Origin of the sequence: Asticcacaulis sp. AND118, assembly GCF_020535245.1 — a bacterium.
Lineage (GTDB): Bacteria > Pseudomonadota > Alphaproteobacteria > Caulobacterales > Caulobacteraceae > Asticcacaulis.
Genome location: NZ_CP084910.1, coordinates 2355869 through 2379510, shown reverse-complemented (window position 1 = coordinate 2379510; position 23642 = coordinate 2355869). Strand labels below are relative to the sequence as shown.

Annotated in this window: 15 protein-coding genes and 1 pseudogene; 11 read left to right on the top strand and 5 right to left on the bottom strand. The window is 61.1% G+C overall.

Annotation, left to right across the window (positions count from 1 at the left end; translation table 11 throughout):
- Window positions 1–46: 46 nt before the first annotated feature.
- Window positions 47–3370: a TonB-dependent receptor gene (locus LH365_RS11500; protein ID WP_226743771.1), complete on the bottom strand. Its 3324-nt coding sequence runs from the start codon at window positions 3368–3370 to the stop codon at window positions 47–49.
- 435 nt (window positions 3371–3805) lie between these two features.
- On the opposite strand from LH365_RS11500, the gene agaR reads away from it, so the two are divergent.
- Window positions 3806–4600 carry a transcriptional repressor AgaR gene (gene agaR / locus LH365_RS11495; protein ID WP_226743770.1) on the top strand — a complete coding sequence of 265 codons (795 nt, stop codon included), beginning with the start codon at window positions 3806–3808 and terminating at the stop codon, window positions 4598–4600.
- A 2-nt stretch (window positions 4601–4602) separates the two neighbouring features.
- Here the strand turns inward: agaR and LH365_RS11490 are convergent, their stop codons facing one another.
- Both LH365_RS11490 and LH365_RS11485 read right to left on the bottom strand, forming a co-directional pair.
- Window positions 4603–6513, bottom strand: a complete 1911-nt coding sequence (locus LH365_RS11490) for an NPCBM/NEW2 domain-containing protein (protein WP_226743769.1) — start codon at window positions 6511–6513, stop codon at window positions 4603–4605.
- A gap of 19 nt (window positions 6514–6532) precedes the next feature.
- Window positions 6533–7618: an amidohydrolase family protein gene (locus LH365_RS11485; protein ID WP_226743768.1), complete on the bottom strand. Its 1086-nt coding sequence runs from the start codon at window positions 7616–7618 to the stop codon at window positions 6533–6535.
- Between the two features lie 129 nt (window positions 7619–7747).
- Between LH365_RS11485 and LH365_RS11480 the strand changes: the two genes are divergently transcribed.
- From LH365_RS11480 to LH365_RS11445, 8 genes are all read left to right on the top strand, one after another.
- Window positions 7748–9844 (top strand): glycoside hydrolase family 36 protein, encoded by a 2097-nt coding sequence (locus LH365_RS11480; RefSeq protein WP_226743767.1) that lies wholly within the window; start codon window positions 7748–7750, stop codon window positions 9842–9844.
- Window positions 9841–10749, top strand: coding sequence for an EamA family transporter (locus LH365_RS11475; protein ID WP_226743766.1), 909 nt, complete (start codon window positions 9841–9843; stop codon window positions 10747–10749). Before LH365_RS11480 ends, LH365_RS11475 begins: the two co-directional genes overlap by 4 nt.
- Before the next feature lie 240 nt (window positions 10750–10989).
- Window positions 10990–12288, top strand: coding sequence for a D-tagatose-bisphosphate aldolase, class II, non-catalytic subunit (locus LH365_RS11470; RefSeq protein WP_226743765.1), 1299 nt, complete (start codon window positions 10990–10992; stop codon window positions 12286–12288).
- Window positions 12281–13444: an SIS domain-containing protein gene (locus LH365_RS11465; protein WP_226743764.1), complete on the top strand. Its 1164-nt coding sequence runs from the start codon at window positions 12281–12283 to the stop codon at window positions 13442–13444. The genes LH365_RS11470 and LH365_RS11465 overlap by 8 nt, the downstream gene beginning before the upstream one ends.
- A complete protein-coding gene (locus LH365_RS11460) occupies window positions 13444–14406 on the top strand; it encodes an N-acetylglucosamine kinase (protein ID WP_226743763.1) in 963 nt (320 codons plus the stop codon). Before LH365_RS11465 ends, LH365_RS11460 begins: the two co-directional genes overlap by 1 nt.
- A gap of 7 nt (window positions 14407–14413) precedes the next feature.
- Window positions 14414–15109 (top strand): HAD family phosphatase, encoded by a 696-nt coding sequence (locus LH365_RS11455; RefSeq protein ID WP_226743762.1) that lies wholly within the window; start codon window positions 14414–14416, stop codon window positions 15107–15109.
- Between the two features lie 267 nt (window positions 15110–15376).
- Window positions 15377–18196 carry a TonB-dependent receptor gene (locus LH365_RS11450; protein WP_226743761.1) on the top strand — a complete coding sequence of 940 codons (2820 nt, stop codon included), beginning with the start codon at window positions 15377–15379 and terminating at the stop codon, window positions 18194–18196.
- 91 nt (window positions 18197–18287) lie between these two features.
- Window positions 18288–19700, top strand: coding sequence for a DUF4832 domain-containing protein (locus LH365_RS11445; protein WP_226743760.1), 1413 nt, complete (start codon window positions 18288–18290; stop codon window positions 19698–19700).
- Between the two features lie 68 nt (window positions 19701–19768).
- Here the strand turns inward: LH365_RS11445 and LH365_RS11440 are convergent, their stop codons facing one another.
- Entirely contained in the window at window positions 19769–20119 is a 351-nt protein-coding gene (locus tag LH365_RS11440; RefSeq protein ID WP_226743759.1) for a hypothetical protein, read from the bottom strand.
- Window positions 20120–20148: 29 nt separating this feature from the next.
- On the opposite strand from LH365_RS11440, the gene LH365_RS11435 reads away from it, so the two are divergent.
- The gene (locus tag LH365_RS11435; RefSeq protein ID WP_226743758.1) at window positions 20149–22731 is read left to right on the top strand and encodes a glycosyl hydrolase 115 family protein; all 2583 of its coding nucleotides are present in this window, start codon (window positions 20149–20151) and stop codon (window positions 22729–22731) included.
- Between the two features lie 42 nt (window positions 22732–22773).
- Window positions 22774–22854: pseudogene (locus tag LH365_RS11430) on the top strand (IS5/IS1182 family transposase); the annotation flags it as partial.
- Window positions 22855–22974: 120 nt separating this feature from the next.
- Here LH365_RS11430 and LH365_RS11425 read toward each other — a convergent pair.
- On the bottom strand, window positions 22975–23568 hold the full coding sequence (locus LH365_RS11425; RefSeq protein WP_226743757.1) for a TetR/AcrR family transcriptional regulator: 594 nt from the start codon (window positions 23566–23568) through the stop codon (window positions 22975–22977).
- Window positions 23569–23642 lie beyond the last annotated feature (74 nt).

Below are 23642 nucleotides of genomic sequence, written 5' to 3'. Positions count from 1 at the left end.
AGGCATGAGGGAAACCCCACCCCGCGGAAGCGCGGTATTGCGAAACTCAGTACTTGATACGCACACCCAGTTGAATGCGACGGTCGTAGCGGAACCAGCCGGCGGGCAGGAACTTCATCTCCTGATCCGGATTGGCTTCCGTCGGGCCCTTCACCTGCTGGCGGATGCGGATTTCGGTTCCGAGCAGATTGCTGGCCTGAAGGTTCAACTCGACCCTGTCGTTGACGGCGTAGCGCAGGGAACCGTCCAGGAAGCCTTCGGATTCGTTCCACACGTGGAAGCGTACGCAGCAGTCGTTGATCGACGAGATGTATTCGGAGCGCCAGTTATAGGCGAGGCGCGCCCCGAACTTGCTCTTTTCGTACATCAGGATGAAGTTGTAGGCGTCGTCGGACAGATTCTCCAGCCGCGCTGGGGTGATGTTGCCGGCCTGAGCCGAAGCGGCTACGGCGTCGCCGCCGGTCGTATCCACCACCAGATTGGCGTTTTTCACACCCGAGTTGTTCAGTTTGGTGTAGTTGGCCTGAACGCCCAGACCGTTCCACGGTGAAGGCAGGAAGTCGAAATAGCGCGTGAAGGCCAGTTCCCAGCCCTTGATCGCGGCGCCGTCGCCGTTGACCGGCCCGCGCACCGTGACGTTGCGCGTCACGCCGTTATTGGTGACGGGAACGGTATAGACGCCGTTCTGGATGTAGTCGTGGAACTTCTTGTAGAAGAGGGCGAAGCTGAACGAGCCGGCCGAAGCGAAGTAGTTTTCAAACGACAGGTCGAACTGATCCGCCGTGACGGGTTTCAGACGCGGATTACCCGTGGCGCCGGAATAGCTGTAATTATAGCTGACCGGAACGCCGGAGCTGTTCAACACCAGGTTCGGATTGCCGACCCGGATGTCGCTCTGAGCCAGGAAGCTGCGCTGGATCGTGGTGAAATTACGCAGCAGGCCGATGTCGGGCTTCGACATGGCGCGCGACGCGGCAAAGCGGGCGATCCAGGTGTCGTTCAGTTCCACCTTGAGGTTGAAGCTCGGCAGGGTGTTCTTGTGCTTGGTGCTCACTACCGAAGGCGAACTGCCGCCGCTGGAGAAGGCCTGATCCTGAAGCGAATTGGCCGCCAGACAGCCGGGGGTGATGGCGTACTGACCCGGAACGACCGGCCCGGTATAGGGCGAGCAGGTCAGGTCGCCCGCGGTGAACGGCGTGGCGAAGTTCAGCGCGCCGACGCTTTCGATCGTCGTTTCGACATAGCGCACACCGACATTGCCCGACACCGGGAAGCGGTCGAACAGGCGCGCCTCCGTCCCGCCGAATTTCAGCATGACATAGGCCGAATTGACCTCTTCGCTGACGCTTAGCTGCTCGCCGGGGGTGTAGCAGGAACCGGCGACCTCATCCGGGCGTTCGCAGATGGGGTTCCACGCCGAAGAGGCCGTGCCGCCCTGATCGGTCTGGCCGCTGATGGCGAAACGCTTGGCCAGTTCGGCCGGGTTGGAGATAATGTCGCGCTTCATGAAGACGAAATTGTTGTGGCCCAGCAGGCCGCCGCCCATCAGATCGCTGCCGAAGTCGCGATTTTCGTAATAGCCCGGCTCATAGCCCTGAAACTTGATCGACCCGTCCGGATTGTAGGTGGCGGGGGAGTCGATGAAAAAGGAATCGGCGGGGTTGACGCCCCAGTCCGAGCTGATGCTGCCCCAGTTGTACAGGGACCATTTGTGGTCCTGCTGACGATCGGCATAACGCACGCCGGCCCGGATGGATTGCAGCCACGGCGTATCGAAGCTGTATTCAAGATCGGCGCGCACCGCCGTCAGCGTGCCCTCGGAGTCGGTGCGGTGGTCCATCGCCGATTCAGGCGAGTAGTTGCGGTAGTCAGACAGAGGATCGGCGCCGATGACATTATAGCCGGACGGCGCCTGGAAGCCGAGCGTCGGATATTCGCCGCGCAGATCAAGCTTGAGATCGGCATAGGTGGTGAACTCGAACGTCACATCGTACTTTTCGGTCGTCGCCTTGACGTGCTGGAGGTCGAAATTGACGCGCAGGCGGTCGGTCGGCGTCCAGATGAAATTCAGCGCCACGTCGTCGATGGTGCGCACTTCGTTGGAATAGCGGGTGACGGTATTGAGCACCGGCGCGGCGCGGCACGGCATGCCGGTCAGGTTCAGGCATGGCACGATCAGCGGCTGGTTGATGCCGTGGCGGGCATAGGTGCCGTACTGATCCGTCGAGCCGGGGATATATTGCAGGGTGTTCCAGTCGACCAGTCCGTAGCCCCAGCCGCCGCGCGAGCCGGTGATGGTGCCCGACTGGATCAGGCCGTCCGAACCGAACACATAGGGCGAGCCGCCGACGGGCGGCGCAAGCAGGGTCGGGTCGTTCCAGGTGGTCGAATGGTTGGTGGTGGCCGGATCGACCCACATCCAGTAGCTGATCAACTGGTCTTCGGACCAGGTCTCGTCATAGGTCGAGTGGTTATATTGCAGCGTCGCCTTCATGGTGCGGTCGTTGTTCTGCCACTGACCGGCCAGCGACAGGCCCTTGCGGGTGCGCTCGTAAAGGGTGTCGTTGAACGCGATGCCCGATGGAATATAGTTGATCGCGCTGCTGTAGGTGCCGGCGTCGAACTCGACCATGCGGGGCAGGGTGACGGCTTCGGACGTGGTGTTGACCTCGGACCAGGCGCCATTGACCAGCAGGCCGAATTCGCCCAGTTCGGTGTCCCAGCGGTTGGAATAGAGGCCGGAAACACTCGGCTTCACCTCTTTGGACAGGTCACCGTAATTGGCCTCGATCGTACCGCTGATCAGTTGCCCCTTCTGATCGAAGGGCACGCGGGTGACCAGATCGACGGAGCCGGCGATACCGCCTTCGATGAGGTCGGCGCTCTGGTTCTTGTAGACGTCGACCTTCTGCATCATTTCCGGCGAGATGTCCGACCACGACAGGCCGTAGCCGGAGGTCGCCGAGAACATGTCGCGGCCGTTGAATTCCGATCGCACCTGCGGCAGGCCGCGGATAATCACGCCGGAGGGTTCGGCCGAATAGTGCATGACGTCGTTGCGGGCCGCCGAACGGACGACGCTGACGCCGGGAACGCGCTGCAGCGCTTCGGCGACCGACTTGTCCGGAAACGCGCCGATATCGGTGGCGGTGATCGAATCGACGATGGTGTCGGCGTTCTTCTTGATAGTCTGGGCGCTTTGAAGCGCGCGGCGCTGACCCACGACGACGACTTCGGTGGCTTCGCCGTCGGTCGTGGCGGCCTCCGTCGTGTCCTGCGCCACGGCGGGCGCAACAGCGGTCAGTGTCAGAAGCGACGCCGCCACCAGCAAGGCGGGTCTGGAAATACTGTAACGTGCCTCGGTTTTCATTTTGGCCGTCCCCTGAAGTAAAATGGTCATCACGGCAGCGGCGTCATGGCTACTGCCCCAAAGTTGTGAACTGGGTTGTGAACGCTTACTGCGGTGCGTGAGCACCCGGCTGGAAGGCACGGGACAGCATGGGTGTACTGGCCTCGATATAGTGGTGCACCCGCGCCTCCGTTTTCCCCAGGGACGCGCGAGCGGTGGCGTATAGTCTGCCTATGTTTCGATTTATGTACACTTTCATTTTTATGTCTACATTATCTTTCGTTTTGTATCGTAATCGAAACAAAAAAGAGGCATTATTGTCACATGATTGCGCTATCGCTCGCGCTTTTATCGCCGCTTTAAGCCTTGTATGGTTGTGTGGCGGGCCGATTTAGGGAATAACCAGACGGAATCGCGCCGGTATGCGCGAGGAAGCGCCGGAGGAGAGGCAGTACAATGGCCGAGGGTTCGCTGAAGGTAACGCGCGATACGTCTGAGCGCCGGCGTGAAATCACCTCCCTGCTCAAATCGCGCGGCAGCGTGCAGGTTCTGGCCCTGTCCGAAATGTTCAGCGTCTCGATGCAGACGATCCGCAAGGACCTGCATTACCTTGAGGAGCACGGAATCGCGACGCGCGCCTATGGCGGGGCCATCTCTTCGGAGGTGGTGAACACCAATGCCGAGCCGCCGATCGAGGCCAAGCGCGTCAGCCATACCGAAGAGAAGGAACGCATCGGCCAACTGGCGGCCAGCATGGTCAAGCCGGGGCAGTCGATCATGCTCGATTCGGGCACGACCGCGTTGCAGATCGCGCGTTTCCTGCCCGACGAGGAAGACATCACCGTCGTTACCAACGATTTCGACGTTCTCTCGGTGCTCGCGCAGAAGCGCAACATAAAGATCGTCATGCTGGGCGGCGAACTGCGCCGCAAGAACATGGCGTTTTACGGCGCGCAGACGGTGGCAGCGCTGGATGAGCTGTTGCTGGACAAGCTGTTTCTGGGCGTCGACGGCTTCGACGTCGAGCGCGGCATTACTACGCACCACGAGGCCGAAGCGCAACTGAACCGCAAGATGGTTGAGACGGCGCGTGAGGTCATCGCCGTAACAGATGCCTCGAAATTCGGCAAGGTCTGCCTCCACCGCATTATCGACATCAGCGAGATCGACGCGCTGATCACCGACGCCGCCGCCCCGTCCTTTATCGACGAAGCGGCGGAACGTCTGGGCATCAAGCTCTACAAGGCTTAGGCCTATTTCCTGAGCGCGGCCTCGGCCCAGATGACCACCAGCGGCAGGTCGCTGCTGCGGTTTTCGGTGCGGGCGACGACTTCCACGATCTGGCGACCGGTAATGTCGGCTTTGAGCGGGCGCGGCGCATCGCCGAAGGCCACGGGCTCGCTCCGGGTCAGCAACTGTCCGTCGCCATAGACGTAGAAGCGCACCCTATCCTTCGTGTTGCGGGTGGAATCGTCCACGCCCACAAGCGTTTCGAAGCGGGTATAACCCGCCGTATTGCGCACTTCGAGACGTGAATCCGACTGGATGCCGATGCCCGTATCGAAGCCTTGCCCGCCGATGCGCAGCGCCTGATCGTAGGGGGTGGCGTCGGCCTGCGCTCCGCCCCAGCCGGTGTAGGCGGGGCGTTCGCCGGACCCGCGCGTCTGACCCCACGAATTGCGCATGCGATGGACAACCGGGTCGGGTTCCGGCGACACGACACCGTCGGCGGCGACATTCACATCGCCCGGAATTTCCGACAGATAGACGCCGTCCGTCAGCAGGCGCTCCCCGGAGGCCTCGAAGATCAGCACCTGACGCGGTTCGACGCTGAAGGTGGTTTCGCCGGTGAAGGGCGTCGCGCTCTGGTCCCACAGGTTTTTCAGTTGAACCGGCGCTGTCCCTGAGAATTTCAGGTGGGCGGCGGTCAGGGTGATGTCGGTCTTGGCCAGCCCGCGATTGAACAGGGCGACGGCCTTCCTGCCGGTGGACAGGGTCTTGACGATGATCTGCACGTCGTCGGACGCGTAGGCGATGACCCCCTGATGGCCGCCCCTATCCTGATTGACGGCGACGATGCCCGCATTGCCCCAGATGTCCATCAGGCTCTGCGGCGCCTGACGCAGGTCGTAGCTGATCAGCAGCGGCGCGTTGATAATGGCCCACAGGGCGAAGTGCGACCGCGCTTCCGTCAGGTGATCGGCGTCGAAATCACCATGGCCGATAAACAGGATGTCCGGATCGTTCCACGCGCCGGGCTTGGCGTAGAGGGCGCGGGTCGAGGCGCTGTCGAAATTGTGCAGCATCCGCGTCCAGGTGGGCGTGATGTCGCCGCTGGTGCGCCACATATGGCCGGTCTGCTTCCCCCAGGTGCGGACGTCGGCCGTACCCCAGTTGCAGATCGACAGGACGTAGTCGCCATCCGGGTTGGCGGTGGCCAGCGCCGAGGCGACCTTGTCGTACATGCTGCGCACGGCGGGAATGTCGGTGCGGCTGATGGCGGCCTGATCGATCAGGGGCGGCACGGGCGTATAGGCATGGTCGCGCACCAGCGGGCTGCCCGGCGCATAGACATTGATGCCGCAGGCGTCGACCTTGATATAGTCGAAACCCCATTCCTTGAAATAGAGGCCGATATCCTGATCGACATGGCCATAGAGGCCGACTTCGCGCTCCGCCGTCGTGCCTTCGGGCAGGTTGGGCGAATGCAGATCATAGGCCTGAGAGCAGGCGTTGCGACCGATATCGGTATAGATGCCGGCCTTCAGCCCCATGCCGTGCAGCTTGTCCGTATAGGGCCGGAAGCTGGAGTTCTTGCCCTTGACCTTGGCGCTGGGGAAGATGGCCGTGCGGATTTCCAGCCGTCCGTCGCTTTGCCGGCGCTTCAGCCACCAGCCGTCGTCGATATTGACGTAGGTATAGCCGAGCTTCGACAGGCCGCTATCGACCAGCACCCTGGCCGCGCCCAGCACCTTGGCCTCATCGACCTCGGTGCGGAAGGCGTTCCACGAGTTCCAGCCCATCGGCGGTGTGCGCGCCTGTTTGCGTTCCGGCACCGACCACTTGCCTGTGGCAGTCAGCGCATCGGTTTCGGCGTATACCGGTACGGACAGGGCGAGGAGGCCGATGGCGGCGACGGAAGCAAGCAACGAACGAACGGACATGTAACCCCCTGATCAGGTTTTATTTCTTGAAAAACTCACGCCTGGCATTGGTGTAATAGATCTTGTCTATCACGCTTTTCGGCAGGGCCAGCCCGCGCGCATCGGCGTCGATGTCGGCCACACGCTGCGTCTCTGCGGTGGCCAGATAGGTCCAGTCCGACAGCCAGTAGCCGTGGGCGACCTTCTTGAAGCCCTGCGCGTCGTCACCGGGATTGAGCGTCAGGTCCGTACCGTACATGATGCGATCCTGATAGCGGATGAAGAAGTCGCGCACCTTATTGTAATCGCGAACGGACTGGTACTGGATCTGCGCGATGCGCGCCGCCAGTTCGATCACCGCATTGGGGTGGGCGTCGAGGAATTTTGCGGCCTCATCGACGCTCCATTCCAGGCTGGCCATGTGCGCGCCGACGACGCGCAGTTTCGGATTGGCCGCGACCATATGGTCGCGCCTGGCCATCAGGCTTTCGTAGCTCGGCATCTCCGGATGGAGATACATGTGATATTCCGGGTGGTTGCTGAAATAGGCCTTGTCGTTATTGGTCGTCATCTGCTCGACCGGCAGCCAGCAGTTACGCGGCTCCCCCTGATGCGCGATCAACGGAATCTTCTTTTGCGTCAGATGTTTGAAGACCGGCGCAAACCCCTTGTCGTCAATGAAGATCAGCCGGTTTGCGGCATCGCGCTCGACCATGCCGACATTCTTCCACACCTTGACCGCCAGCGCGCCCTGTTTGAACTCCGAATCCAGATAGGCATTGGTCGCTTTCGCCCAGCCGGCCTGACCGAAGCCCTTCATCGAGAAGGTCGCGGCGTAGTGGAAGTGCTGCGGATCGGCCTTGTGGAACTGATGCGCGGCGGCGGCCTGGTCGGCGACAGACGGGAAGGCCGGATAATCGACATTGATCGACAGGATTTCGAAATTGTCGGCGCGCGCCTGTTCGAGGAAGGCCGCATCCTTCACATTGACGTGGACGTGGGCGTCGAACTTGCGCACCTTGTCAAAGTCGGCGACGCTATAGGTGTCTGTCTGGCTCAGGGCGGGGACGGCCATAAACAGGGCCAGCGGAGCCAGGGCGAGCCGCAAACGGGTGTTGAGCCTCATAATCCCCTCCGTAAATTGAAAAGCAACGAAAACGAAATTTAATGTTTCGGTTTTACGTCTTTTTGTTTGCCTTTTAAAAATGACTTATGCAAGATCATTTTTACACAAGCGTAAAAAAGGAGGCGGCGAATGATCACAGAACCCCATATGCACAGGCGCAGCTTGCTGGCCCTGTTCGGCGGGACCATTCTGGCGACGGGCGCGCTGGGCGCAAGCCGCGCGTGGGCGACAGTGCCTGTGGCGCGCGCCGGCGGCAAGGCGCTGACCGTCGAATTCGACGCCGCCCTGAATGGCCGACTGGTCTCTGGCTTGAGCGGACAGGCGGTCGTGCTCAGCGATTTCGCGGCGTCGGAGACGGTGACGCTCACCGGCGACAAGGTCGTCAGCGCCTTCAGCTTTGCCGAACATCGTCAGGCCCCGGTCAGCGATGCGCACGGCAAGGGGGTGAGGCATACGGTGCGCGGCACTTCGGCCGAGGGACTGGAAAAGGTCGTCAGCCTGACTTTTTATGAGCGTTATCCAGGCTTCCCGCTGTTGAAGGTGACGTGGCGCAATACACGCACCGAACCGTTGAGCATCGAAAGCTACCGCATCGGCGCGCATATGCTGAAATCCTCAGGTGCGGGCTTCTGGTCGTGGTCGGGCTCGACACACGCCGATCGCCGCGACTGGGTGCAGCCGGCAAAGGAGGGTTTCGAGCAGGCCAACTTCATGGGCATGAACGCCTCGGACTACGGTTCGGGCACGCCGGTCGTTGACGTTTGGCGTCCGGACGCGGGTATCGCCGTGGGCCATATCGAATTACGGCCCAAGGCCGTGTCGCTGCCCATCGTATCGACCGCGGCCGGAGCGTCGGTAGCGCTGCAGGAAGCGCGCGCCGTGACCCTGAACAGCGGCGACACGCTGGAATCGCTCGACGCCTTCGTTACGGCGCATCAGCGCGACTATTATGCGACGCTCGACGCCTATCGCCGCATCATGGCCGACCGCGGTCTGGCCGCGCCCAAGGCGCCCGAAGGATCTTATGAGGCTATCTGGTGCGCCTGGGGCTACGACCGCAATTTTAACGTTGCCGAGGTCGAAGGCACCTACGCCAAGGTAAAGGAACTGGGCTTCAAATGGGCCGTGCTCGATGACGGCTGGCAGACCAACGAAGGCGACTGGGCGCTCGATCCGCGTAAGTTCCGCACCGAGGCGGACATGATCGCCTTCGTCAAGGCGATCCGCGCCGCCGGTCTGAAACCCAAGCTGTGGCTGGCGCCGCTGGCCGTCGATCCGGGCTCGGACCTGCTGCACGACCACACCGACATGCTGCTGCTGGATGAAAACGGCGCAGTGCAGGACGTGACGTGGTGGAACGCCTTCTATCTGTGCCCGGCCTATCAGCCGACCATCGATTACACGCGAAAGCTCGTGCACAGGATTATCGCCGAATGGGGCTATGAAGGCCTCAAGCTGGATGGCCAGCATATGAACGGCGTCGCGCCCTGCTATAACCCGGCGCACAACCACGCTCGCCCGGAAGAGTCGGTCGAAAAGCTTCAGGACTTCTGGAAGATGGTCTACGACACGGCCATCGCCGCCAATCCGCAGGCCGTGGTCGAATTCTGTCCGTGCGGCACGTCCTATGCCTTCCATAATCTGCCCTATACCAATCAGGTGCCGTCGTCCGATCCGTTGTCTTCGTGGCAGGTGCGCCATAAGGGCAAGTCGCTCAAGGCGCTGATGGGGCGTGACGCCGCCTATGCGGGCGACCATGTCGAACTGAGCGACGGCGGCAACGACTGGGCATCGACCGTCGGTATCGGCGCGGTCATCTCCACCAAATTCACCTGGCCGAACGAGGGTCGGGGCAAGGACGCCAATTTCCGACTGACGCCGGAACGCGAGGCCGTGTGGCGCAAATGGGCCGACATCTATAACGCCAAGATGCTGCCCAAAGGCCAGTATCTGGGGGAGCTTTATGATATCGGCTTCGACAAGCCGGAGGCCCACGCGGTCGAAAAGGACGGCAAGCTCTACTACGCCTTTTATGCCCCCAAAACGGCGCCCCTGTGGGACGGTTCGGTCGAACTGCGCGGTCTGGGCAAGGGCGCGTACCGTCTGACCGACTATGTCAACGGCAAGGATCTCGGCACGGTGACGGCGGCGACCAGCCGCATTCCGGCGAAGTTCGAACAGTCTCTGCTTATCGAAGCCGTTCCCGTCAAGGGCCGCCGCGCATGACCGACACGACCGTAACCGCGCCCGCTGCTCCCGCTGACGCTGGCAAGCGCTGGCTGTTGTTCGCCTTCCTGACTGTCGCCCTGTGGGGCGTCTGGGGCGCCTTTGCCGGCATTTCCGCCCAGCGCGGCTTCCCGGAGACTCTGGTCTATTGCGTCTGGGCCGTGACCATGATCGTTCCGGCGGTCATCGTCATGCAGCGCGAAAAATGGAAGCTGGACCGCGATCCGAAATCGATCCTCTACGGCCTGCTGATCGGTCTGACCGGGGCGGGCGGGCAGATGATACTCTTCTATGCCGTGACGACCGGCCCGGCCTATCTGATTTTCCCCATCATTTCGCTGTCGCCGCTGGTGACCATACTCATGTCGTTCGCTTTCCTGAAGGAGCGCACGACGAAGCTGGGGGCGCTGGGCGTGGTTCTGGCCCTGATCGCCCTGCCGCTGTTCGATTTCTCGCCGCAGGGATTTTCGTTCACGCAAGGGGCGGGGTGGTTCCCGCTGGCTCTCGTCATTATGCTGTGCTGGGGCGTGCAGGCCTATTTCATGAAGTTGGCCAACCATCGCATGAGCGCCGAAAGCATCTTCTTCTACATGATGATCGCCGGGCTGATGCTGGTGCCGGTGGCCATCGGCATGACCGATTTCGCCAAACCCATCAACTGGGGCTGGGACGGGCCGTGGCTGGCGGGCGGCATTCAGATACTCAACGCCATCGGCGCCCTGTCGCTGGTCTATGCCTTCCGTTACGGCAAGGCCATCGTCGTGGCACCCCTGACCAATGCCGGCGGACCGCTAGTCACGGCGGTGATTTCGCTGCTGATCGCCGGTGTGATGCCCGGAGAGCTCAAGATGATCGGTCTGGCGCTGGCCTTTATCGCTTCGGCCCTGCTGGCTCTGGCGGCTTGAATGGCTCACACGTCCTGAAAAGTCTTCCTCCCGAACTGAAAGCGGCCGGACTCTGACCGGCCGCTCTTTTTGTTTCCTGTTGTTTTCACTTTGCCGATTGAGCGTCGGTTAAAAATATCGTTAGATCTAATTGTGTGACAAATTCGCAATTTAATATGTTTCGTTTTCATTGTTTTAGTTGCGTTGCGTTTTCGGTTACGTTAGGGTCGAAACATCGAAAACGCAAACGGAGAACGCCCCATGAAAGCGATGCTTGATCTGGTTGCCCGGCACAAAGGCGGGCAGGCCTGCGGCATATATTCCGTCTGCTCGGCGCATCCGCTGGTGATCGAGGCGACCTTCGTTCATGCCCTGCAGGCCGGCGTGCCGGTTACGTTGATCGAGGCCACCTGCAATCAGGTCAATCAGGACGGCGGCTATACCGGCATGACGCCGGAGTCTTTTCGGATGTTCGTTTATGCCATCGCCGATAAGGTCGGTCTGGCGCGCGAACGTATCCTCCTGGGTGGCGATCATCTGGGGCCTAATCCCTGGACGGCCTTAAGCGCCGAAGAGGCGATGAAAAAGGCCGATGTGCTGATCGAGCAATATGTCGCCGCCGGTTTCCGTAAGATCCACGCCGACTGTTCCATGTCGTGCGCCGACGATCCGGTGCCTCTGCCGGAAGACACCATAGCCCGTCGCGCCGCACGTTTGATCCGGATTGCCGAAGCCACGCAGGCGCGTGTCGGCGGCGAGCCCTGCGTCTATGTCATCGGCACTGAAGTCCCGGTGCCCGGCGGCGCAGCGGAAGATTTGCCCGAACTGGAGGTCACGACGCCCGAAGCGGCGCTGGCCACGATCGAGGCGCACCGCGCTATTTTTTCAGCCGAGGGGCTCGCCGACGCCTGGCCGCGCGTCATCGGCGCCGTGGTGCAGCCGGGCGTCGAGTTCGACCATCACAAGGTCATCGACTACGATCGCGCCAGGGCGGTGAAACTCAGTGCCGCGCTAGACGCACAGCCGCATATCGTCTTCGAAGCCCACTCGACCGATTATCAGACGCCAAAGGCGTTGAAGCAACTGGTCGAGGATCATTTCGCCATATTGAAGGTCGGGCCGGGCGTCACCTTTGCGCTCCGAGAAGCCTTCTGGGCACTGGACGCTATCGAGCGCGAATGGGTGGGCGAGGACAAGGCCTCGCGCTTCCGTCATATCGCCATCGAGCGCATGAAGGCCGATCCGCGCAACTGGGCCAAATATTATCATGCGACAGGGGCGGACCTTCAGTTCGACCTGCAGTATAGTCTCTCCGACCGTATCCGCTATTACTGGCCGGACGCGCAGATCACCGCGGCGCAGGAGACGATGTTCGACAATCTGACCAACAACCCGCCGCCCCTGGCGCTGATCAGCCAGTATCTGCCGGAGGCCTATGCCGCCATCCGCAATGCCGGCCTGACGCCCACCCCGGCCCATCTGGTGATCGCGCATATCGGCGCGACGCTGGAGGCCTATCGCGCGGCCTGCACCCCTGAGCCGGAGTATGCTTATGCCTGACATGACCCATCTGGGCCTCGACGAAACCGCACTGGAACGTCTGGGCGGTCTGTGGACCGCGCGTGAAATCGCGCAACAACCGCAAATGCTGCGAGAGACGCAAGCCCTGCTAATGGCGCGCCGGGCCGAAATCGAGGCCTTCCTCGCGCCGCTTCTGGCCCAGCCGAACCTGCGCGTTATTCTGACAGGCGCCGGCACCTCCGCCTTTATCGGTGAATGTCTGGCCCCGGTCCTGTCCACGCGCCTCGGCCGCCGCGTCGAAGCCATCCCGACGACAGACCTTGCCTGCGCGCCGCAGCTCTATTTCGAAGCCGATACGCCGACCGTGCTGGTGTCCTTCGGCCGTTCGGGCAACAGTCCGGAAAGCGTCGCGGCCGTGGAACTCGCCGACCGCTTCGTGAAGTCGCTGCATCACCTCGTCATCACCTGTAACGCCGACGGCGCTCTGGCGCGTTACGGTCAAGGGGCCAGAGGTCAGACTGTCCTGCTGCCCGACGCCACCCACGACCGCAGCTTCGCCATGACGTCGAGCTTCTCGTGCATGACCTATGCGGCGCTGGCCGTATTCGGCGGTATTGCTGATAGGGATGCCCGCGTCAGTGCTATCGCCCACGCGACCCAGCAGGTGATCGGCACCCATGCGGCCACCATGAAGGCGGTCGCCGATGAAGGCTATGAGCGCGTCGTCTATCTGGGCAGCCATATCTTTCAGGGACTGGCGCGCGAATCCGGCCTGAAACTGCTGGAACTGACCAATGGCGGTCTGGTGACCATGTTCGACTCACCGCTCGGTTTCCGCCACGGACCGAAGACCATCGTGAACGACAAGACCCTGGTCGTCGTCTTCCTGTCCAACAACGCCTATACGCGCGGCTATGATATCGACCTGATCGACGAGTTGCGCCGCGACCGCGACGCCGCCCGCGTTATCGCCATTACCGCGCAGGACGGCGTAGGGCTGCCGGTGGAGGATCAGGTGCGCATCGAAGGGCTGGAAGACGCCGACGACGCCGATCTGCTTTTCCCCTACATCGTCGCACCGCAGATGTTCGCCTTCTACGAGTCGCTGCGTTACAAGCTGACGCCGGACAAGCCCAATACGTCGGGCACGGTCAACCGCGTCGTGCAGGGCGTGCGCATTCACGAGCTGAGCTGATGGCGGGGCCGGGCTATTTTCTGGGCGTGGACGGGGGCGGCACCAAGACCGCCTTCATCCTGACCGATGCCGTCGGGCAGGTGGTATCCCGGCACGAGGGCGGCCCCAGCTACTATATCCAGATCGGGTTCGAAGGGCTCCACGCCCTTCTGCACGACGGGGTGGAAGCGGTGCTGGCTCAGGCCGGCGCCAAACCGCAGGATATCATCTACGCCTTTTTCGGCCTTCCGGCGCATGGTGAGGACAGCTCGGCGCAGCCGTTTCTCGATGTGATCCCCGAAGCCGTGCTGGGCCACCATCGCTATGCCTGTGGAAATGACATGATCTGCGGCTGGGCCGGATCGCTGGCCGGTGAGGATGGCATCAATATCGTCGCCGGGACCGGGTCGATCGGCTACGGGGAGCATAAGGGCCTGAAGGCGCGCGGCGGCGGCTGGGGCGAGACCTTCTCCGACGAGGGCTCGGCCTACTGGATCGCCGTGCAGGGACTGAACGCTTTTTCGCGTATGGGCGACGGACGTCTGCCGCGGGGGTTGCTGTACGACCTGCTGATGCAGGAACTGGCGTTGAAGAGCGATCTCGATATCTGCGGCTATGTTTACGCCAAGGCCGCGCCATCGCGCGACCGCATCGCCGCCCTGTCGCGGCTGGTGGCGAAAGCGGCGTCGCAGGGCGATGCCGAGGCGAAGCGCATCTTTGCCGAAGCCGGGCGCGAACTGGCGGCCATTGTTGACGCCATCCGCGTGAAACTTGACTATGCGCCCGGCGAGACGGTAAATCTTTCCTATTCCGGCGGCGTGTTTCAGGGCGGCGAACTGATCCTGCATCCTTTCCGCGAGCGCCTCACGGCCTTTTCGCCCGATTACCGGTTGATCGTGCCGCGTCACAGTCCCGCGCTTGGGGCGGCGTTCTACGCCGCGCGCCTGAGCGGACAACCGATCGGATTGCCCGTTAATGCCTGAATTGGGGATGCGTGAACTTGCGTTGCCTGAGGGTTTGCGTTTCAAGGCCCTTCTGTTCGACATGGACGGTACGCTGAGCGACACGGACGGCCTGCACCGTCAGGCGATGGTCGAGACTCTGGCGGCACAGGGCGTGAGCCTCAGCGACGCGGACTTTCATCGCCATGTATCGGGGCAATCGAACGAAAATATCTTCGGGCATTTTTTCCCGGGCCTGTCTGTTGATGCGCAGCGGCGTCTGGCCGATGAAAAGGAGGCGCTCTATCGCCGCCTGACGCCGCAGATGTCGCCCATGCCGGGTCTTTTGCCGCTCATCGCGTGGGCGAAAGGGCAGGGCGTGGTCTGCGCGCTCGTCACCAACGGGCCGCGTCTCAATGTCGAGCACACGCTGCGGGTACTGGGACTGGCGGACAGTTTCGACGCGCGGGTGCTGGGCGAAGAACTGCCGCGCGCCAAGCCCGATCCCTTGCCCTATCAGGACGCCCTGCGGCGTCTCGGCGTCGAAGCGTCCGAAGCCGTGGCGTTCGAGGACTCCGTGCCGGGTATAAGCTCGGCGCTGGCGGCGGGCGTCGCCACCGTTGAAATTACGGGCCCCGCCCGAAAGGTCGGCCTGCATCCCGGCGCGGACCTGACCGTCTCCGACTTTGCCGCTCCCTCGCTTCTGCGTTGGTTGAGGCCGGCCGCTTCCCAGCGCATCGCCTGACGCGTTTCGTTTTTGCACCGGCCCTCCGACCCCGCTCTTACAGACAAGAACGGGTGCGCATCCGACGGTCTCAGAGGGCCTCCTGTGGCGTACCGGCAACGAAATGCAACATCGCATAAAATTTCGTTACGTTTCGATTTGACAGTTTTGCGAAACCGATGTTCACTTCTTTGCAAGATATAACTGCAAATCGAAACATGAAAAAACGTTCGAAATTTGCGGTTCCCACCATTCGCTGTCACACCGCAGCCATTCAGGGGTTCACATATGTTTCGTCGCCCATCCCTTCGCAGCACCGTTCTGACGGGCGCGGGTCTTGTCGCTCTTCTGTCCGCCGGGACGGCTATCGCTCAGGTCCCGACCGATCCGTCGGTCGTGGACGCGCCGCCCGTTGAGGCTATCGAGGAAATAACGGTCGTCGGGGTGCGCGGCAGCGTGGCGCGTGCCGTCAAGCTGAAGCGCGACGCCGCCACCGTGCAGGATTCGATCAGCGCGCTGGAGCTGGGCATGTTCCCGGATGACAACGTCGCCGACTCGCTGAGCCATATCACCGGCGTGTCGATTTCCCGCACGGCGGGCGGGGAGGGGCAGAAGGTCAGCGTCCGCGGCCTGGGACCCGAATACACGCTTTCGACCTTCAACGGCCGCATCCTTGCCACCGATGGGGCGGGCCGCGACTTCGCCTACGACGTGCTGCCGTCCGACGTCATCAGCGGCGCCGATGTCATCAAGGGCGCGGAGGCCGCCAATACCGAAGGCGCTATCGGCGGCCTGATCAACCTGCGTTCGGCCAGTCCCTTCGACAAGCGGGGCCTGCAGGGCATCGTCCGCCTCGAAGGTGACCGCAACCGCATGTCCGAACTGGACGGCCGGAAATTCTCAGGCGTATTCAGCAATACCTTCGCCGGTGACACGCTCGGCATTCTGCTGGGGGTGGTGGCCGAAGAACGTGACGACCGTACGGACGTGGCCGGCAACGACGGCGGCTGGACGCGCAACGCCGATCCGACCGACGAGAGCTGGTTGTGGGGCAATGCCTGGGGCGGCAGTATCGATCCGAACAATAATGGCGTACTGGACGAAGAGGAGTACGGCCTTATCGGACCGGGTCAGTTCCGCGTCGGCTCGATTCTGGAACAGAAGAAGCGCACCGCCTATACGGCCAAGCTGGAATGGCGTCCCAGCGACCGCTTCCGTCTGGTCCTGGACGGCCTGACGACCAAGCTCGACTCGCCGCAGGTCGGCTATCAGCAGTCCTTCTACCCGCTCTACGCGCCCGGCCGCTGGTCCAATATGGTGATTCAGGACGGCATCGTCACCAGCTTCGACATGGACAATCCCGATCCCGAAATGCGGATGAACCCGGAATTGCTGAACCAGACCTCGTACCGGGTGGTCGAAACCCAACTGTTCGGCGTCAATGCCGAATGGAATGTGTCTGACAGCCTGACCCTGACCGGCGACCTCTATCGTTCGACCTCTTCACGCCATTCGGGCGGGCAGGACAGCTATGTCGTGCTGCGCATGAACCAGCCCAACACCGCCCACATCTCGCTGACCGGCGCGCGCGTGCCGAACGTCACGGTCGATTTCGACGATGGGCGCGATCTGGCCTCCGGACTGGCCAACGGTCAGTTTAGCGACGCGGATTTCAATACCCACTACTTCTCGCTGGCGGGCGACAATATCGACGATGAGATCACCGGCGCATCCTTTACCGGCAAATGGGCCGCCAGCCGCGGCTGGCTCGAAAACGTGCAGTTCGGCGTCACCTATACCGACCGCAAGAAGTCGCGCGACCTTGTCAATAACGCCCTGACCGGCGGCGCCGACTACTATTCCGGCAATTACGCCATCAATGTCGGGGCACTCGACGGCACGGTGATTTCGCGCAGCTTCTCGCTGCCCAACTTCATGGACGAGGTCAGCGCCGATTTCCCGCGCAACTTCCTGGCCTTCGACGTGGCCGCCTATCAGCGCGCTCTGGCCGCCTATAACGGCAAACCGCGTCCGGGCGGGGGCACCTATAACTATGCGGCCGCAGCTCCTGTATGGAACCCGCTGCAAAGCTACCGCGTCGGCGAAAAGACCTGGTCGGGCTTCCTCCAGGCCAATTTCGCCACCGACCGCTGGAGCGGTAATGCCGGCGTGCGCATCGTTCACACCCAGACGACGTCTCAGGCCTGGGACGCCAAGATTTTGAGCATCATCGAAAACGGCGCGTTCAACTACACGGCGGTTTACGACACCCCGTCGCCGGTGACGCAGGAAAGCGACTACACCTACGTCCTGCCGTCGCTCAATGTGAACTACAGGATCACCGAGGAACTGCGCCTGCGCTTCGGCATGGCGCAGACCATGGCCCGCCCGTCGGTCGAGACCCTCGCGCCGACCAACACCACGGAAAGCGTATCGTGGGGTGAGTTCACGCAGATCTATGGCGGCAACGCCGCGCTGAAACCCTATTCCGCCAATCAGGTCGATCTGTCGCTGGAATACTATTTCGGGCGCAACTCGATTTTCAACGTCGCGGTGTTCAGCAAATATATCAAGGATCAGATCACCACCAGTTGGGAGCCGGGTCAGGACATCGGCGTGCCGGGCTATCTGTTCAATGTCAGCCGCCCGATCAATGGCGATTACGCCAAGGTCAAGGGTATCGAAGTCGGTCTCCAGCACTTCATGGACAACGGGTTCGGCCTGCGGGCGCAATATACGCGCAACTGGTCGTCGAGCTGGGTCGGAGACGAGGAGCGCCCGCTTGAAGGTATCGCCCCCTCCGTCTATTCGCTGGGCGTCTTCTATGAACGCGGTCCGATCTCGCTGAGCCTCTCCGGGGACCATACCGAAGGCTTCGTTACGGCGATCAACGTGCTGGGCGGCGGCTACAACGAAGAGGCTGACCCGATCACCTGGGTTACGGCGCACGCCGCGTACAAGATCAACGACAAGATGGATGTCACGCTCGAAGGGCAGAACCTGCTGGACGAGGCCAATACCTACAGCATCAACGGCAATCCGCTGCTGCCGCAGGGCTATTACCGCTATGGCGCGTCGCTCAAGCTGGGCCTGAGCTACCGCTTCTAAAGCGATATGCCGGTCGCACGTCTGCGGCCGGCCATTTCCATACACATACGGAGATTGCATGACCTCCAGGCCCTATCGGAGACCTTCCCTCATGCCCGCGGCGGCGCTCGCCGCGCTGCTGGCCGCCTGTGGAAGCGGAGGCGCGGCCTCTCCTGTGCCTGCGCCGACGGCACCCGCACCCAGCGTCGTGCAAACGACGTTCACCCCGACGGACGCCGACTTCGCCAATCCCGAGCGCGGCTTCTATCAGGCCGCCGGCGCCACCCTCGAAAACCTGAACGCCCGTCAAATCGCTGAGGCCTTTGACGCGGGTTACCGACTGATCTATGTCCGCATCGACCTCGAAGCCTATCGCAATACCGACCTTCCGGCGGCCTATCTGATGAAACTCGACGCCGCGTTCGAAACGGCCCGGCGAGGCGGGGTCAAGCTGATCGTGCGCGCGACCTATAACTATCCGCGCGGCGAGACCGAATACCGCAACGCACAGGATGCCAGTCTGACGCGGACGCTGGGGCATCTGGCGCAACTCAAACCCGTGCTTCAGCGCAATGTCGATATTATCGCCTTCGTTCAGGCCGGGTTTATTGGCGCGTGGGGCGAATGGCATACGTCTTCCAATGACCTCACTACGTGGGAAAACCGCACCCGTATTCGCGATGCCCTGCTTGATGCCGTACCCTCCACGCGCTTCATTCAGTTTCGCTATCCACCTTATATTCAGGACTGGACGCCGACCCTTCCGGCGGTCGATGCGGCTCTGAACGGAACCTACCGCGTCGGGTTTCACAACGACTGTTTTCTGGCCAGCGCCACCGATGTCGGCACGTTCGAGGAAAACGCCACGGTTCGCGCCGGACAGCAGCAATATATAGACGCCTTGGGCGATCTGGCCCCGTTCGGTGGCGAAACCTGCAACCCGGCGGATGATCCCCACCCCCTGCCGCGCACGACCTGCGCCGACATCCGCGCCGAAGGCGCGCGCTATAATCTCACCTACCTGAACGACGGCTATTACCGCCGCCTGTTCCACGACAACTGGACCCGCGAAGGCTGCATGACCGAGGTGCGCCGCAGCCTGGGTTACCGCTTCGAACTGATCCGCCTGAGCCACCCGGTTGTCGCCGACCGGGGCGCGTCGCTGTCTTTGTCGTTGACGGTGCGAAATGCGGGCTGGGCGCGGCTGTATAATTCGCGTCCAGTGGAAATCGTCCTGCGTCATACAGCAACCGGTGCGGTTCATCGCCTCGAAGCGTCGGGCACAGATCCCCGCAAATGGATGCCGGGCAGGAAAGCGACGGAAACCCTCGCCGTATTCCTGCCTGCCGGCTTGCCGTCGGGCGCGTATGAGGTGCTTCTGGCATTGCCGGATGCGGACGCGCGTCTCAAGGCTGACCCCCGTTTCGCGGTGCGTTTGGCAAACGCCGACAACCTTGCCGCCGGCCAAGGGTGGGAAGCAACGGTTGGCGCTTTCAGATCAGGCACGAAGTTTGAGGTCAGGTAGGGGGCCGCTCACACATATGATGCTGGGCGGTTGGGCGTCTCCGGTAAGGCAGACGATGAGGGTATCGCTCACACCGCTTCCGAAAAGTTCGTCTGCGGCCAACCTTCGGGAACGCTGGCCGCGACCCAGCGCATCCCGACTGAGCCAAGTGGGGATATTAAGCGTGGGCCTTTTGTGAGGCCCGACGGCATAAGTAAAATAAAAATTGAAAATTGATCAGACCATTCAGGGTGCCCATGGAGCGTGAGGCTGTATCCAAAATTTTTTATATATCTGTTTTTAAACGTTAATATCCTGATCCCTGCTTGAGGGAAGATATCGCGTTCTTGAATAAACTTCCTTCTTGATAGCGCTACCCACATATGTTTTTTATGATAGGTAAGACCAGTTTGCGCATCGCTGACTTGTCGATCAATCATAAGAACGGGCGCTAGCCTTGGGAGCAAACATGAAGCCGGCGATTTTTGCCCTTTCGATAGCCCTCAGCACAATATGTGCAGTAGCGGGCAGCGCTTGTGAAAGGCCCGTCAGTGTTTGCGAGAATGAGAGGCCGCGAAGCCTGGCTCTGATCCGCGACGGAAAGCCTGTTTCCGTTTATGTGGATGCTGCCGCCGACAGCGCCGTGCGTCATGTGGCTGCGGACTTTGCGGACGATCTGCGCCGTGTCTCCGGGGCTTCGTCTAAGCCGAGGAACGATCTAAAAAGTATAGAAGGCGAGGTCGTCATTGTGGGCGTCCTCGGTCAAAGTCCAGTGATCGATCGCCTCGTCAAGGCGCACAAGATCGATGTCGGTGCCGTCAAGGGAAACTGGGAGGCCTTCACTCAGACTGTCATCGACAATCCGCTGCCTGGCATCAAACGCGCCTTGGTCATAATTGGTGCCGACAGGCGCGGGGCGGTTTACGGTATGTACGACATATCCGAGAAGATGGGGGTATCGCCTTGGCACTGGTGGGCGGACGCGCCGGTCACGCCGAAGGCTAATCTGTTTGTAACGTCAGGCGCGCAATCGGATCGCCCGAAGGTTCGCTATCGCGGCATTTTCATCAATGACGAAGACCCGGCACTTAAGGGATGGGCGACGAAAACATTTGGCGGGGTTAACGCCAGAATGTACGAAAACGTCTTTGAGCTAACCCTGAGACTGAAAGGGAACTATATCTGGCCCGCCATGTGGGGTAAAGCGTTCGCCGTCGACGACCCGCAGAGCCCGAAGATCGCTGACGAGAGGGGTGTGGTGATGGGGACATCGCATCATGAGCCCATGATGCGGGCACACAAAGAGTGGCATCTGAATAAGGAAGGCGGCGTCACCGGAGGAAAATGGGATTACGCGACCAATGCCTCTAATTTAAGGGCGTTTTGGCGCGGAGGCATTGAGCGGATGATGTCCAAGCCCGGTAAGGGCGGTTATGAAAGCCTCGTGACGGTCGGCATGCGCGGCGATGGCGACGAACCCATGTCCGAAGGTACGGCGACTGAACTGCTGGAAAAGATCGTTCATGATCAACGGCAGATAATCGCCGATGTCACGAAGAAGCCTGCGGAGAAAACGCCTCAAGTCTGGGCGCTCTATAAGGAGGTGCAGCAATATTACGATCACGGTATGAAGGTGCCGGACGACGTGACGCTGTTGTTCGCGGACGACAACTGGGGGCAGATCCGTCGTCTGCCGGTTGCCGGTCAGGATAGGCTGGATCGAAAGGGCGGATACGGTGTTTATTACCACTTCGACTATGTGGGCGCACCGCGCAATTATAAGTGGCTCAACACGAACCAGATCGGGAAGGTCTGGCAGCAGATGGACCTCGCCTACAACCGCGGGGCCCGCAATCTGTGGATCGTGAATGTCGGCGACATCAAGCCGATGGAGTATCCACTGAGCTTTTTCATGAAAATGGCTTGGAACCCCGAACAGATGACGCCTGAAGCCATGGCCGGCTACCCGCGCGAATGGGCGACAGAAATATTCGGCTCCGAACACGCCACGGAGATTGGTGCGATCCTTTCCGAATACAGCCGCCTCGCATCGCGCCGCAAACCCGAACTTCTCGATCAGAATACCTATGCCATTGGGGAAGACACGGGCCCGGAACTGGAGGGCGGAGAGTTCGGCGCTATTGTTGACGAATGGCAGACCCTCATTGCACACATCCGCACCGTCAAGGCGAAGTTGCCCGTCGAAGCCCTGAGTGCCTATTTCCAGATTGTCGAATATCCGACCGAAGCTATCGGAAATCTCTACGGGATGTATTACGCGGCGGCCTGGAACAAACGGCTCGCTTCCCGTAACGATGCAAGGGCGAATTTCTTCGCGGACTGGGTCGAAACGGCTTTCCAACGCGATCGGGACCTAACCGATCAATACCACGCGCTTAATGGCGGTAAATGGGACGGAATGATCAATCAGGTCCATATGAGCTATGTCATCTGGAATGACCCCACCCAGCAAACCATGCCAAGCATTACGCGGGTGGCCGGTGAAACCCCTTCCGACAAGCTGTCAGTGGCACCGCTGTTCAAATCAGCCCGGACTGTCCGGGCGGCGGATGAACGTGTCATCGAGGCGGTTGATTATACCCGCGCGATGAAAGGCAACGGCGTAGAATGGAGAGCCATCAACGACCTCGGCCACGCCAAGGGCGCGATGATTTCCTATCCGCAAGGCGTGGCAAGTTCAACGACAGAGGACAATGTGCGGCTGGACTATGACTTAGACACCGCTCAAGGCGGAGCGATCCGGGTCCGGCTCGTCCTTTCACCGACCTTGGATACGTCTTCCAAAGGGGGAGTGCGTGTAGGAGTCTCTTTGGACGACGGTGCGCCACAAATCCTGAGCTCTATCTTGCAGCCGACCGGTGGGGGGGCCAATACGCCTCAGGAGCAGGCTTGGTATAAGGCTGTGATCGGTAATGCAGAATGGCTTGACGCGACGTTTGAAGGGGTGGCTTCGGGAAAGCACACTCTCAAGATATGGCGTATCGACGACAATGTCGTCCTGCAAAAGCTGGTTATTGCGCCTTCGAGGTAGCGGCTTTCTATGGGATGAAGCCTTTAATGAAATGCGGCGGGGCTTGCTACCAGATACGACAAACTTACCGCCAATTTCCTCGGCTTCATCAAAATCGCCGGCATCATGCTTTGGCTCAAATGATTAATTCGTCACCTCAGCCTAGAGCACAATCCGATAAAGTAGGCACCGCTTTTCGGAAAAATTGCCCGACCGCTCAAAAACTGAGAGCGAGATGATGTTTCCACTTTAAATCATCTCGCTCTAGCGTCTCTCGGGCAAAAAGCCTCCCGCCATCAGACGGAAAGCTTCGGTAGCCTTGGGCAAGGCGTCTTGCGGCGTATCGCTGGCGGCTACCCACAATGCGGCGTTCAGGGCGGCTCCGCACAGAAGGCGCGCCGCGGCCTCAACATCTATGGGCTTCATAATGCCGCCAGCGATCAATTTTTCAACAGCTTCGGTTGTCGTCTGCAAACAGGCGTTCTGGCTGGGCCATTGAGAGGGGTCTCCGAGAAAGGCCGGACCATCGAGCAGAACGATCCTTTTTACCTCCGGATCAAGCGCCATCGCGATGTAGGCTGCCCCCTCCGCCAGAAGCTGTTCCCATTCGTCACCCGCGGTAAGGCTGGCGGCCCGGGCGCGCGACGCCATTTCACCGTCCACTTCCGCCACCACGGCGGCAAGTAGGCCCTTCTTATCGCCAAAATTGTGATAGAGCGCGCCGCGCGTCAACCCGACCGAAGCGGTAAGTTCATCCATGGACGCGGCTGCAAACCCCTGAGACGCAAAGGCGCGTCGCCCAGCCGCGATCAGTTTGGCGCGGTTCTCTGCCATGGTTTCCAAGCGGGATCTGGCCATAATCAGTCCTTATTCACATACGCATCGTATGCCGCTTGATTTGGGCAATCAGCGCACTACATCATATACGTCGC